Here is a 14,725-nt window from a genome sequence, read left to right as displayed (position 1 = left end):
TTAAACAAAAAACAAAGAGGTAGCATGATCCATGCTACCTCTTTGTTTTTTACTACTGAACTCCGAATGAATAATTGCGAATTTCCGGAATCTCAAATCTCAAATTCACTTCACCCAAACCAAGAACCCCAAGGGATTCTGCTCAGAATCAATACCAATCCAATTGCATACATCATATAAATGCTTCTGAATTTCGCTCGCGAAACACTCAATTTTTTTGCGCGGATATAACCGACGGATATTACCACAATCGCAATAATATTGATAAGCGGATGCTCCAGAGCAAGTAATCTCGCTGCTGGATCAGACATAGCTGAGCCTGAGGATAGCATTTCTAATCCTAATGGACTGATAAAATAAAGGATCAAACCAACCAATAGCTGGATATGGGAAAGAATAAAGGCAATCAATCCAATTTTCCGGTCTTTCTCCGTGAACTCACGGTTTGAAAGTGAGCCGATTAGCATGTAAAAAATTACCACTACCAAAGCAAGCAGTGCCAGATAAGCGATTCCTGAATGAAGATGTTGTATTCCTTTGTACATGATGTGTTTTTATTAGTAAACGAAAATAGTGCAAAGACTTCAACTCTTAACTATAAAGCTTGATTTTACTCCACAAAAAGCACCAAGCCTTTGAGGTATTCAGTTTCAGGATGGAAAATATTGATTGGATGGTCTGCCGGCTGTGTGACTTGATGGAGGATCTGTACTTTTCTACCACATTCCAAAGCTGCTGCCGTAACTGTATTTCTGAAAAGAGCTTTGTCTACCACTTGGCTACATGAAAAGGTAAATAAGATCCCTCCGGATTTAATTTTCTTCAGAGCTTCTAAATTCAGTCGCTTATAAGCCTGAACTGCATTATGTCTGGCTTTTAGATTTTTGGCAAAGGCTGGAGGATCCAATACGATCACATCGTAATCATCACCAATTTCTCGGATGTACTTTACCACATCCGCAACTTTCGATTCGTGCTTCCCTTTTATTTTGGGATTGAGTTGGATGTTTTCCCCAGTAAGCTCTATTGCTTTTGGAGAAATATCTACTGAATGAACTTCTGAGGCTCCTTCCATCAAGGCTAAGACTGAAAACCCGCCCGAATAACAGAAAGTGTTTAGCACTTTTTTGCCTTTTGAGTAGGAAGCAAGGAGTTTTCTGTTTTCTCTCTGATCTATGAAAAAGCCTGTTTTCTGACCTTTTTCCCAGTCTATTTTATAGGTCGCACCATATTCCTGAACCAAGTCAGTTTTAGGCTCACCAAAAACCCATTCATTGGTAGTTACTCCCAAGTTCTTTGGTAAAGTCTCCGCACTTTTATCATAAACACCTGAAAGTTGATCTCCGTAGGCTGCTTTTATAGCATTTGCAATTTCCTTCAAATGCGCATGCATTCCAATTTGATGGGCTTGGATTACTGCGGTGCCATTATAAAAATCCACGATCAACCCAGGGAGTAAATCTCCTTCACCATGCACCAATCGGTACACATTTGTCTCTTCGCTTTCTGTAAGCCCAAGACTTTTTCTTAATGAAAGTGCAAAAGCAATTTTCTCATTCCAAAAATCCTGGTCGATCTCCCTTTCTTCAAAAGAAATGATTCTAACCATGATTGATCCTTCAGCAAAATGACCAATTCCTAAAAACTCATTTTTAGATGAGAAAACAGCAACCAATTGGCCATTTTCGAGATCATTGTATTTTTGGAAAATAGCTCCTGAAAACACCCAATGATGCCTCCTTTTCAATGAGATTTCTTTTCCGTGTTTGAGTATGATTTTAGGATAATTCATGCGTGACTTGAGGTTTGTTGGGGAAAAGCAGGCTTCCAGCCATCATAGCGATAGCACTTGCAAGCAATCCGTAAATGTGAGAATAAATTTCGGGCTCAAAATTGTCAATGATTAAATAGGTAATCATCCCAATGATCATGGATAACATAGCACCAACTTTTGAGGACTTTTTCCAATACAATCCCGTGGTTAGAGGGATGAAAAGTGAAACCAAAAGTAGAATGGATGCTCCAGCCACTAGCTCGTAAATATTTGAATCTTGCAAGGCCATGATCACAGAGACAATGGTTACCAACAATACATTGATCCTTAAGATCCAAAGTAAATGACGATCTGTAAGTTTTCCTTTGAATAAAGGCTTGATTAAGTTTTCGGAAATCAATGCAGCAGGTGCCAACACTCCTGAACTTGCCGTACTCATAATGGCTGAGATCAAAGCTCCAAAAAAGATGATTTGAACAGGTAGCCCTCCATGTGCCAGTACCATAGACGGTAACAGCATCTGTTTATTTTCTAAGTAAAGTTCTGGATATAGTACTTTTGCACCCAGCGCTATAAAAAGAGGGAGCAGACCGAAAGTAAGGTAAAAACCACCTGCCAGATAAGTGGATCGAACAGCTACTTTCTCTGATTTGGAAGACATCACCCGCTGATAAATATCCTGGCTAGGAATACTTCCAAGGCCTATAATAATCCATGCACCAAAGTAATTAATCCAGGAATTTAATCCAGGGTCAGGGAATAATTGGAAGCTTTCATCAGGAGCAGAATCTAAAATGACTCCAACTCCTCCTGCTTCCCTTGTCACTAAAACTGAAACCACGATCAGCCCCAAAACTATCATGATGGTTTGGATAAAATCGGTAATGGAAATGGCCCACATACCACCGAGGAAGGTGTAGATCAACACAATACTTGCTGCAATCAAGATTCCTTCTGTAATACTTAAGCCCGTGACAGTCCCCAAAATCAGACTTAGCGCAACCAATTGGGCTGCTACATATCCAAAGAATACTGGAACCATAAATACAGTAGAAAGGAATTCTACCTGCTTGCCATAAATTCTTTTAAATACATCTCCTATAGTCAAAACACCCATACGATACATAGGACGTAGATAAAACATCCCAAAAAGTATAAGACAGAGTGCTCCTCCAAAAGGATCTTCAATCACACCTTGTAGTCCTTCGTCCAAATAAACGGAAGAAGCGCCAAAAATTGTCTCTGAACCAAACCAAGTGGCAAATAGGGCAGAAGCCGATAGAAATAAAGGGAGCGAACGACCTGCCAAAACAAAGTCATTCGATCCCTTTACAAATTTTGAAGCCCAAGCTCCGACGGCGATCGTGATCGCCAGATATATTATGATTGCAGTGAGTAGCAACTAAGTTAGTTTACTTAGTGGAATACATTTTTTCCCTCAATGCTTTGATCTCTTCACTGTCCAGATAATCATCGTATGGCATTCTTCTATCAATCGTTCCATTAGGAGTAAATTCTACAATTCTATTCGCAGAAGACTGAACAAACGCGTGGTCATAAGACGACATCAATACCGTTCCGGTGAAGTCTATTATCGCGTTGTTAAAAGCAGTGATCGATTCCAGGTCCAAGTGGTTGGTAGGTTCGTCCATCACCAATAGATTTGGATTCTGAAGCATCATCTTGGAGATCATACAACGAACTTTTTCCCCTCCGGAAAGTACCGAGCATTTTTTCAGGGATTCCTCTCCTGTAAAAAGCATTCTTCCCAAGAAGGTTCTCACATATGCTTCTTCCTGATTTCCTGAAAACTGTCTCAACCAATCAATCAGCGAAAGATCTGATTTGAAAAACTCAGAATTATCATTTGGCAGGTAGGCTTTATTTATGGTAACTCCCCATTTGAAGCTTCCTTTAGAAGCAGGAATTTCCTCCATAATTACCTGGAAGAATTTGTTAACAGCCTGCTTGGTTTTAGAGATAAAAGCAATTTTATCACCCTTATCAACCATCAGGTTTACATCTGTGAAATAAGTCACTCCATCCGCTTTCAATTCCAGATTCTCGGTCATGAAAATCTGATCACCGGCTTCTCTTTCAGGTTTGAAAATGATACCTGGATATTTTCTCATCGATGGTTCAATCTCATCGATATTCAGCTTTTCGATCATCTTCTTACGTGCTGTAGCCTGCTTTGACTTTGCCACGTTAGCAGAGAATCGATCGATAAATGCCTGTAATTCCTTTTTCTTATCCTCAGCCTTTTTGTTGGAGTCAGAACGCTGCTTTAACGCTAGCTGAGAAGATTCATACCAGAATGTATAGTTACCTGAGTATATTTTAATTTTACCAAAGTCAATATCCACAATATGTGTAGAAACTGAATCCAGGAAGTGTCTATCGTGGGAAACGACGATTACCAAGTTTTTGAAATCAAGCAGGAAATTCTCCAACCACTCAATAGTAGCTGAATCCAAATCATTGGTAGGTTCATCGAGAATCAGAATATCAGGATTCCCGAAAAGGGCCTGAGCTAATAGAACCCGTACTTTCTGATTACCTGCTAAGTCCTTCATTTGCATGTAATGCAGGTCTTCGGTTATTCCCAAACCTGACAGAAGAGCTGCTGCATCTGATTCTGCATTCCAGCCATCCATCTCCGCAAAGTCTGCTTCCAGCTGGGAAGCACGTAAGCCATCCTCTTCAGAAAAATCCTCCTTCATATAGATGGCATCTTTTTCCTCCATGATGGCATAAAGCGTCTTATGTCCCATTAAGACAGTTTTCAGAACTTCTACTTCATCAAAACCAAAGTGATTCTGGGATAAAACTGCCATTCTCTGACCAGGAGTGATGCTAATCCCACCGCTGGTACTTTCCATTTCTCCAGACAGAATTTTCAAAAAAGTTGATTTTCCGGCTCCATTAGCCCCAATCACACCATAGCAGTTGCCAGGGTTGAATTTTAGGGAAACTTCATCGAAAAGGGTTCTTTTTCCAAACTTGAGGGATAAGTTGTCTACTGAAATCATAAGTGGGATTTTCTTCTTTTTTGAGGCGCAAAGATAAGAATTAAATATGTGAAGACTGAGTGAATTCCCACCTTTTGAAAAATGACAGCGTAGCTTTATATTTGATGGAGTGCTTTATTTTTAGCAGTTGCCTATATTCGTGCCTATATTGTTTAATTATTTTTATATGGCTAAGTTTTACAGAGTTGCCTTCTTTATATTTTTCCTGCATTTTTTTGCAATGGTCTCTTATGCTCAACTCTCTACTATCGGTAAAGAATTTTTAGTGGGATTCATGGAAAACAATAGAGTACTTCCTGACGCACCGGATAGAGCGGTATTGGAGATAGCGGCTGTTGAAGATGCGAGCTTTACAATTGAATATTTAGGATTAACTCAAAGCCAGACTCTAAAAAAAGGAGAACGCTTTAATCTTATTGTTGATTCTCGGGATATAGACGTATTCCATAGATCGTCCGGAATTGTAGAGAATAAAGGCATTTTTATCTCTTCTTCAGGAGACTTATCTGTCTATGCCTTTAATGAGCGGTTGCGGAGTGCTGACGGTACAGTTGTGCTTCCTATCGCAGCATTGGGTAAGGATTATTTAGTCACTTCCCATTTTGAGAAACTCACTCGTCCCGTGGAATATGACGGAAATGTGGACAATGAAAGTACGCTATTGGTCATAGCCACAGAGGATGATACCCAGATTGAAATCACTAAAAGTGATACTTCTGCTCCATTTAAAATCACATTAAATAGTGGACAAAGTTACCAGCTGAAGGAAAGATTTGATCTTACGGGCTCTAGAGTTAGGGTAATCGGAGACGATGCAAACTCATGCAAGAAAATCGCAGTTTTCGGGGGAAATAAATGGACTTCTGTTGGCAACTGCGGGGCTGCCAATGATAATTTATTTCAGCAAGCTTATCCCATTAATACGTGGGGAAAATCCTTTATCCATGTAGCCTTAAAAGGAAGGACATCTGGTGAACTAGTAAAAGTAGTAGCATCTGAGAACGATACGGAAGTTTTTGTAAATGGGGTTAGAAGAGCTTTTATTGGCGCTGCTGAGTATGTGACTCTTGATTTTGAAGCGGATGAGACCGTTTCCATCACTACTTCAAAACCTTCCTCGGTAACTGTTTTATCCAAAAGTCAGGAATGCAACAATGCAAGTGAGCCAAATTATGAACAGGGCGATCCGTTTATGATTTCATATAGTCCAAATGAGCAGTTATTGAAAAAAGTTGAGTTTTCTGCACTGTCGATTGTATCTATTGCGGTGAGTTACGTGAATATTATAGTCCCAGCCGGGGCAGAATCCAATACTGTTTTAGATGGCGATAATATTGGATCGTTATTTTCTCCAGTACCTGGAAACAACGCTTATTATTTTGCCCGGGTTAGTATCTCTCAGGGAGTGCACCAATTGTCTAATCCTGACGGTTTAATAGCATACGTATATGGGTTTGGATTTTTGGAATCCTACGGATATGCAGTAGGAGCAGCTTTGGATAATCTGAACTTTGAAGTAAAAGCTGAGTATGATTTTGAAGTGGAGGGTGATCTCACCGCTTGTCTAAATCAGGAAGGAACTTGGACTATCACGCCGGATAGTGAGTTATATACCTATTTTGTTTGGGATTTTGGGGATGGATCTCCGGTGCAGGAAGGTCAGGAAGTGACACATATTTTTGATAGGCCTGGAAAGTATGAAGTTTCAATACTTGCTTCTATCAGTCCCAATACCTGCGATCAGCAAGAAGAAGAGCGATTTGAAATTGAGGTTATTGAAGATAGGGTAGAATTGCTTGGGCCAATTTCAGTCTGCCCGGAGGTTGAAGAATTGATTTACAAGCTAAGTCCTAATGAAAATATCAAATCTGTTAGTTTTGAGATAGAGGGGGGCATGATCCTGGAAGACTATGGAGATTCAATTTTAGTTAATTGGGGCCCTTCCAATCCTAATGCAAGAATAATAGCCCATCCTATCAATAAAAATGGGTGTATAGTTGCCCCTGTTTATTTGAATGTGATTGTTAACAATCAGCTGGATGCAGAAGATCCTATTGGTAATGTAGATGTCTGTTTTAATCCATTAGCTACTCACTTCTATAGTGCTCCAAACCCAACAGAAGTGAGGTCGTACGAATGGACTGTAACTGGAGGGACTATTGTTTCCGGGAAAAATGAGAATGCGGTAGAAATCAGCTGGGATATACCAGGAATCACGGGCTCGGTTAGCTACGTGACCTACAGCTCAGTGGATCAGTTATGTGAAGGGACTTCAAAGCCTATTCAGGTGCAGGTAGCGGAAGAATTTGTTGTGAGTGTAGGGACACTCGAAAATGCTAAATGTTTCGGAGAGGGAAACGGAGGAATTACACTTAACATTAGTGGCGGGACAGCACCCTTTAATTTTACTTGGTCACATGATCCAACTCTCAATGCATCCAATGCAGATGCTTTAAATGCTGGTTCTTATTCAGTTAAAGTAGTAGATCAACTTGGGTGTGAGCAGACATTGGAAAATATACAAATAACAGAGCCAGAATTATTGGAAATTAGCGCTTTAAGTGTAATTGGGGTAAGTTGTTTTGGTAAAGAAGATGGTGTTTTGAATTTAGACATCACTGGTGGGACGGCTCCTTATTCCATAGAGATTGACGATGTAATAGAATTCGATGGTCAATTGAATTTATCGAACTTAGCATCCGGGAGTTATGAACTTTTTGTTCTGGACAAGAATCAATGTTCCATTCCTGTCCTTTTTGAAATCACTTCTCCTCCTGCACTGGAAGTAGATGTGCGTATGACTAAGCCAGCTTGTCCAGGAGGTAGCAATGGGGAATTGTTTGCATTCCCAGATGGAGGGAAAGCTCCATATGTGTATTTCTGGAATGAGGGCAATCCATCTGATAATAAACTGACCGGACTGGCAAAAGGTGCTTATTCTATTTCTGTTTTAGATGCCTCAGGCTGCGTAAGCTTGGGCACAGGGATTATTACTGAGCAAGCTCCTGAGGTGAGGATGCCTACAGGATTTAATCCTTCTAGGGACGGGGGAATATTTGAAGGAGTATCAACATGTGACATCAATTTTAATATCTGGATTTACAATAGATGGGGGCAGTTGATTTATTCAGGTACAGAAGGATGGAATGGTCTAGTGGCTGGTGAAAATGCAGTGCAGGGAACCTATTCATTTTTGATGCAATACAGTTTTGAGTTGGAGGGTCAACTTCAGACAGTAGAGAAAAGGGGAAGCTTTGTCCTTATTAGATAGAGTGAAAGATTTTTTTCAATCTCCTTTGAGTGGTTATTTATAAGTCTTATTGGAAATGAATTTCATAATCCATCCATTTGGATAGTTTTGTACAAGCAAACTTTTAAACGTAAATGAAAAAGATTTTAATCACTGGAGGCGCAGGGTACATAGGTTCTCACACAGCAGTTGAGTTAGTAAAGGCTGGTTTTGAGCCAATAATTATTGATGACTTGTCCAATTCAGATATTCAGGTGCTGGATAGACTGGAAGAGATTACAGGGAAAAAGCTCGCATTCTATAAAGGAGATTGTAGCGATAGAAGTCTTTTGGACCAAATCTACGCCGAACATCAAATCACTGGAATTATTCATTTTGCAGCCTTTAAAGCTGTGGGAGAAAGCACCAGTTTACCTTTAAAATATTACCAGAATAATCTAATGTCACTGCTTGCTATACTTGATTTCATGAAGTCAAAGGATATCAAAGATTTGGTGTTTTCTTCCTCATGCACTGTGTATGGTCAACCGGCACAGCTGCCTGTGACTGAAGAAACTCCAAGGCAGGATGCTGAAAGTCCCTATGGAAATACCAAAAAAATATGTGAGGATATTTTGGTGGATTTGGTGAAAAGCAAAGCTGGAATCCGTGTTATTTCCTTGCGTTATTTTAATCCTATTGGAGCGCATCCTACCGCAAAAATTGGAGAGCTGCCAATCGGCACTCCAGCTAATCTAGTTCCTTTTGTAACTCAGACTGCTGCGGGTATCCGTGAAAAATTAACTGTGTTTGGGGACGATTACGATACAGTGGATGGATCTTGCGTTAGGGATTTTATCCATGTCATGGATTTGGCAGATGCACATGTGAAGGCCTTGTCTTTTCTAGGAAAGCAAACCGATGATTTCTACGATGTATTCAATGTGGGTACTGGAAATGGCAATACAGTTTTGGAAGTATTAAGGACATTCGAAAAGGTGAATGATGTCAAAGTAAACTTTGAGATTGGTCAAAGAAGACAGGGTGATGTAGTTAAGATCTGGGCTGATACAAAAAAGATTAATTCGGTTCTAAATTGGTATCCAAATTATTCTTTAGAAGATTCACTTCGAGATAGTTGGAACTGGCAGAAGACATTATGATACATCCCTTATAAAAGAAAATTTTCTCAATTATTCAAGATGAAACTCTCTTGATGATATTTAATTCATCAAGAGAGTTTTTTGTTTTAGCCACATTCAATGGTGAAAATACTTATCGTTTATGTAATTAACATTTTAAGGTATGTAATTAAATTTCATAAACTAAAAGCTTGTTATGTTACGTTTAGTTAATTTATTATTCGAGCACGTTTTATTATTATTGTTTCCGAGAGTTATGATTTTACTCTTGATTTAGATGATCACTTCTTAAATTCTTATTTAAGAAATTAATAGTTAAAGGCTTGGTATGAATAATACTTCCGGGATGAAAGTTAGGGAATCAGATCAAAATCCAGTTCGCAATTATCAAAATCTCGATACTGTTCAGGATGTGTCTCTGTATAGGATCTGCCAGTTAAGTGCTATTGTCAGCGGCACATCTCAAGCACTTCTTTTATTTGGTCAACCCAATGGTTTAGCCTATTATGCTGAATCAGGACTTGGTGAAACTGATCAAGCATTTTTTTCATCCTTGGTGGGGCAATTGGTAGAAAGTGAAGATAACGTGAATTGCCCGGATATTAAGGCACTAAAATTCCCCAAGGATGTTTCGAAAACTTTTACTGCAAATGATGTCAAGTCATTTTTAGGTATACCCTTAAGAGATGAAAAGGGGAAATGGGTAGGGTGTTTAACGGTCTTTGGTAATAAACCGATTTCCCTCGACGAAAAAAGTAAAACAGCGCTAGATCTGCTTGCAAGTGAAGCTTTAGTCATCATACAAGAGCGTAAATTAATTGAAGAATACAGTAATGCGGAGAAATTTTTTAATCTCTCTCATGACTTGATTTGTATAGCAGGTACTGACGGTTACTTTAAAAAAGTCAGCCCGTCTTTTACTAATTTACTTGGCTGGGACAATGAGACCTTAACATCTAAATCTTTTTTTGAATTAATTCATCCGGACGATGTTGAGAAATCCCAACGAGAACTTGAAAAGCTGGCGCAGGGAGAACTGTCCATAGAATTTTGCCATAGATTCTCTGCAAAAAACGGAGAGTATAAAACCTTGGAATGGGCAGCATCCCCTGAGCCTGAATCAGGCCACATATACGCAATAGCGAGAGATATAACCGACTCTAAGCTTAAAGAAAAACAGCTGGCCCAAAGTGAAGGTAGGCTGAGAGCCTTTTTTGAAAACTCACAAGGCCTCATGTGCACACATGATCTGAAGGGAGTCTTCATATCAGTGAATGAAGCAGGTGCCAAGAAAATAGGATATAAAGCTGAAGAAATAATAGGGCGTAGCTTATATGATATAGTTCCTGCATATCGTCACCATTTAATCGACCAATATCTTCTGGCTGTCCAAGCAGATGGAAAAGCGAGTGGTCAGATGATTACCAAACATAAGGATGGTTCTGAGTTAATCTGGATGTTCAACAATGTCCTGGAAAGTGATCCTTTGGGAGTGGGAGATTATGTAATTGGAAATGCTATTGATATTACAAAACGAGTAATACTTGAAAAAGAACTCTCACAAGCGAGAATACTTCTGGAGGAAACAGGTAAAGTAGCCAAGGTGGGCGGATGGAATCTGGATGTTAAATCCCAAAAACTAAGCTGGACTCCTACTACCAAATTGATCCATGAGGTTTCAGAGGATTTCGAACCTGATTTGAACACAGGAATAAATTTTTATAAAGAGGGGGAAAGTAGGAAGAATATTTCAGCTGCCCTAGAGAAAGCTATAACCTATGGAGAACCCTGGGATCTGGAATTGGAACTGATTACCAGTAAAGGAAACGAATTATGGGTTCGGGCAATTGGCCAGACGGAATTTGAGAATGGAAAATGTGTGAGAATTCTGGGGACTTTCCAGGATATAGATAAAAGCAAGAGAGCCCAGCTTGATCTGGAGCAGACTAGGAAAGTCTTAGATGATGTAATTAACGCTTCTTCGGAAGTATGTGTGATTTCCACCGACAAAGAAGGTCTTATTTCGGTTTTTAATATAGGTGCTGAAAAAATGTTAGGTTATTCTTCTGAGGAGATGGTTGGAAAACAGAAGCTTAGCACACTTTACAAGCAGGAAGAAATAGAGGAGTATTTGATAGAATTGGAAGGGGAATTTGGTAGGAAGATTGAATCCGGAGATATTTTCGCAGTCCGAACAGACCGTGATGGTTTTGAGCAAAGGGATTGGACATTTATTACCAAAGATGGACAGGAAAAAGTAGTGTCATTGGTAATTTCCGCCATGAGGGATGTTGAAGATAAACCTGTTGGCTATCTGGGTATTGCAATTGATATTACAGACAAGAGTAAAATAGAAAAAGACCTTATTACGGAGAAAAGTAGGCTCAATGCATTTGTCATGCATACTCCTGCAGCCGTAGCGATGTTGGATAAGGAGATGAGATACATTGCTGCAAGTAATCAATGGAAGAAGGACTATTATCTTTCCGGGCAGGAAATCATCGGTAGATCACATTATGATGTGTTTCCTCAGATTGATGAGTCAGGAAGAGAAAGATATAATAAGGTTTTAAAAGGAGCGGTAGAGCGTAAGGAAGAAGACAGAGTAAGATTACCTGGCGACACAGAAGATCGTTTTGTGACTTGGGAAATGAGACCGTGGTATCTCCATGATGGAGAGGTGGGAGGAGTGATGCTCTTTACCCAGGACATTACCGGTATAATTAAGAGAAGGGAAGAATTAAAAAAAGCGAAACTGCAGGCAGAAGAAGCTAGCATCGCTAAATCAGAATTCTTGGCCAATATGAGCCATGAGATCAGGACTCCACTCAACGGTGTGATCGGATTTACAGATCTTGTGCTGAAAACAAACCTCAATGAGACGCAGCATCAATACCTATCTATAGTAAATCAGTCAGGAAATGCACTGCTGAGTATTATAAATGATATTCTTGACTTCTCTAAAATAGAGGCTGGAAAGCTGGAACTTGATATAGATAAATGCGATCTCTATGAAATGAGCGCGCAGGCTACTGATATAATTACCTACCAAATTCAGAACAAAGGGCTGGAGATGTTGCTGAATATAGCAACTGACCTCCCTAGGTTTGTATATGCAGACTCTGTTCGTTTAAAGCAAATTCTGATAAATCTATTAGGCAATGCCTCTAAGTTTACCGAGAAAGGAGAAATTGAGCTAAAAATAGAAATGCTGCAGAGTAAGGGAGATTATTATAAAATACGCTTTGCTGTAAGGGATACAGGAATAGGAATCAAGCCCGAGAAACAAACAAAAATCTTTGAAGCATTCTCTCAGGAAGACAGTTCCACTACCAAGAAGTACGGTGGGACGGGACTTGGATTAACCATTACCAATAGTCTTCTTGGCCTAATGAATAGTAAGCTTCAGCTCGTGAGCGAGCATGGAAAAGGAAGTACTTTCTATTTTGATATTACCTTGAAAACAGAAATGGGAGAGGCCATCGAATGGATTGATATTGAAAGAATTAAGAATGTGCTGATAGTTGATGACAATGATAATAATCGCTTGATCATTAGACAAATGTTATTGTTAAAGAATATTCAATCAGTAGAAGCTCCCAATGGATTTGAAGCTCTTCAAGTGTTATCGACAGGGCAACATTTTGATGTAATCCTGATGGATTATCATATGCCATTTATGGATGGTCTAGAGACTATCCGAAAAATCAGAAAGGTCTTTGATGAATGGGGAGCGGAAGCTCCCATTATGCTGCTACACAGCTCATCTGACGATCATAAAATCATCGAAACCTGCAAAGAATTAAATGTGCACCATCGTTTGATAAAGCCTATTAAAATTCAGGATTTCTATCATGCACTTTCCAGTCTTTATAAAGTGGGCACATATGGATATAAGGAGGTTGAATTGGAATTGGAAGACTCCATCAAGGATTTTACCATACTAGTGGCCGAGGATAATATGGTGAATATGCTTTTAGCGAAAACCATTATAAAGAAGATTGCTCCGACAGCGACAATTCATGAGGTAAATAACGGATTGCAAGCAGTTGAGTATTGCAAGGAACAGTTTCCGGATATTATTTTAATGGATGTACAGATGCCTGTTATGAATGGGTATGAGTCTACCAAGAACATCCGCATGCTTGAAAAAGATACCCATGTACCTATTATAGCATTCACAGCAGGTAATGTAAAGGGAGAACGGGAGAAATGTGTGGCATCAGGTATGGATGATTTTATAATGAAGCCGGTAGTAGAGGAGACACTCGCGCTTATTTTGAACAAGTGGCTAAGTCATCTTAACTCTAATTTGAGCACAGATGACAGCACTGGACTATCCGAATTGAACGAGCATTATAACCCGGAAAAACTCCGCATTTACACTTCCTATGATGAGGAATTTCTCGCTAATATATTTGTAGTAGTCAAATCTGAATTAGCTGAGTCATTAAATACAATACAGGAATCCATTGAGAAAGAGGATCTCAAGCTAATAAATGAAGCTGGACATAAACTGTATGGTACCGCTATCTCAGCAGGGATGGAGATATTAGCGGGGATTGCAAATGAAATTGAACATTTAGAGAAATTTGATGCAGATAGGCTGGGAGAGTTATTCGCTCAACTTAAAGAAGAACTTAATTTAGTTCTGGATTTGATGGATTCTGATTGAGGATTTCAATGAATTATTGCTGACAGGAGTGGATAGTAAATCATGAATAGCGTGCTAATTCTAATCAAAAGTCTAGATGTTAACAAAAAAATATCTCCTTGAATTAGAACTTCATACAAAATATTAATACAAAATTTCTATCCTACTTTTGCATTAACGAATCTTAAACATACCTTTGCATCACTCAAAAACGGGGTAGTCGATGAGAAATCATAGTAAGCCTAGTGATTGTTGTAAACGGAGTGGTAGTTCAGCTGGTTAGAATACTTGTCCCGATTCATCGGGAAGGTCGCAAGTTGGATTGCACTTCAAAGTGGATAAAAATGTTTATCCTGATGGTGACATAAATTACGGAGTGGTAGTTCAGCTGGTTAAAATACTTGTCCCGATTCATCGGGAAGGTCGCAAGTTGGATTACACTTCAAAGTGGGTAAAAATATTTATCCTGATAGTGACATAAATTACGGAGTGGTAGTTCAGCTGGTTAGAATGCCTGTCCCGATTCATCGGGAAGGTCGCAAGTTGGATTGCACTTCAAAGTGGGTAAAAATGTTTATCCTGATAGTGACATAAATTACGGAGTGGTAGTTCAGCTGGTTAGAATGCCTGCCTGTCACGCAGGAGGTCGCGGGTTCGAGTCCCGTCCATTCCGCTTAAAAATGATGAAAAAGTTCATCATTTAGTGACAAATAAATTATTGGAGTGGTAGTTCAGCTGGTTGATGCTTGTCCCGATTCATCGGGAAGGCCGCAGATTGAAGTTCACTTAGATTAGAGATTACAGTATCTCTAAAATTAAAAATATTGGAGTGTTAGTTCAGCTGGTTGATGCTTGTCCCGATTCATCGGGAAGGCCGCAGATTGAAGTTCACTT

The 14,725-nt window shown here is 39.4% G+C and carries 7 protein-coding genes and 1 tRNA gene; 4 read left to right on the top strand and 4 right to left on the bottom strand.

What is annotated here, in order from left to right; genetic code table 11:
* Positions 1-110 precede the first annotated feature (110 nt).
* The 4 genes from AACZ73_RS22505 to AACZ73_RS22490 form a co-directional block, all read right to left on the bottom strand.
* Entirely contained in the window at positions 111-545 is a 435-nt protein-coding gene (locus AACZ73_RS22505; protein WP_339881252.1) for a hypothetical protein, read from the bottom strand.
* A 65-nt stretch (positions 546-610) separates the two neighbouring features.
* The gene (locus AACZ73_RS22500) at positions 611-1,792 is read right to left on the bottom strand and encodes a class I SAM-dependent rRNA methyltransferase (RefSeq protein WP_339881250.1); all 1,182 of its coding nucleotides are present in this window, start codon (positions 1,790-1,792) and stop codon (positions 611-613) included.
* Positions 1,779-3,176, bottom strand: a complete 1,398-nt coding sequence (locus AACZ73_RS22495; RefSeq protein ID WP_339881248.1) for a sodium:solute symporter family protein — start codon at positions 3,174-3,176, stop codon at positions 1,779-1,781. The genes AACZ73_RS22500 and AACZ73_RS22495 overlap by 14 nt, the downstream gene beginning before the upstream one ends.
* 10 nt (positions 3,177-3,186) lie before the next feature.
* Positions 3,187-4,806, bottom strand: a complete 1,620-nt coding sequence (locus AACZ73_RS22490; protein ID WP_339881246.1) for an ATP-binding cassette domain-containing protein — start codon at positions 4,804-4,806, stop codon at positions 3,187-3,189.
* A 166-nt stretch (positions 4,807-4,972) separates the two neighbouring features.
* Between AACZ73_RS22490 and AACZ73_RS22485 the strand changes: the two genes are divergently transcribed.
* The 4 genes from AACZ73_RS22485 to AACZ73_RS22470 all read left to right on the top strand — a co-directional run bounded on the left by AACZ73_RS22485 (position 4,973) and on the right by AACZ73_RS22470 (position 14,504).
* On the top strand, positions 4,973-8,077 hold the full coding sequence (locus tag AACZ73_RS22485; protein WP_339881244.1) for a PKD domain-containing protein: 3,105 nt from the start codon (positions 4,973-4,975) through the stop codon (positions 8,075-8,077).
* Between the two features lie 113 nt (positions 8,078-8,190).
* A complete protein-coding gene (galE, locus tag AACZ73_RS22480; protein WP_339881242.1) occupies positions 8,191-9,198 on the top strand; it encodes a UDP-glucose 4-epimerase GalE in 1,008 nt (335 codons plus the stop codon).
* Between the two features lie 307 nt (positions 9,199-9,505).
* Complete coding sequence (locus tag AACZ73_RS22475; RefSeq protein ID WP_339881240.1) at positions 9,506-13,852, top strand: PAS domain S-box protein; 4,347 nt, start codon at positions 9,506-9,508, stop codon at positions 13,850-13,852.
* A 578-nt stretch (positions 13,853-14,430) separates the two neighbouring features.
* Positions 14,431-14,504, top strand: a tRNA-Asp gene (locus AACZ73_RS22470).
* The last annotated feature ends 221 nt before the right edge of the window (positions 14,505-14,725 follow it).

Origin of the sequence: uncultured Algoriphagus sp. (assembly GCF_963974835.1) — a bacterium.
Taxonomy (GTDB): Bacteria; Bacteroidota; Bacteroidia; order Cytophagales; family Cyclobacteriaceae; genus Algoriphagus.
Note: the sequence above shows the minus strand (reverse complement) of the source record. Positions and strands in the feature narration are given on the sequence as shown.

Coding starts and splice junctions, on each gene's coding strand:
- AACZ73_RS22505 (WP_339881252.1), bottom strand. CDS start 545: ATGTACAAAGGAATACAACATCTTCATTCAGGAATCGCTTATCTGGCA.
- AACZ73_RS22475 (WP_339881240.1), top strand. CDS start 9,506: ATGAATAATACTTCCGGGATGAAAGTTAGGGAATCAGATCAAAATCCA.
- AACZ73_RS22485 (WP_339881244.1), top strand. CDS start 4,973: ATGGCTAAGTTTTACAGAGTTGCCTTCTTTATATTTTTCCTGCATTTT.
- AACZ73_RS22500 (WP_339881250.1), bottom strand. CDS start 1,792: ATGAATTATCCTAAAATCATACTCAAACACGGAAAAGAAATCTCATTG.
- AACZ73_RS22490 (WP_339881246.1), bottom strand. CDS start 4,806: ATGATTTCAGTAGACAACTTATCCCTCAAGTTTGGAAAAAGAACCCTT.
- galE (WP_339881242.1), top strand. CDS start 8,191: ATGAAAAAGATTTTAATCACTGGAGGCGCAGGGTACATAGGTTCTCAC.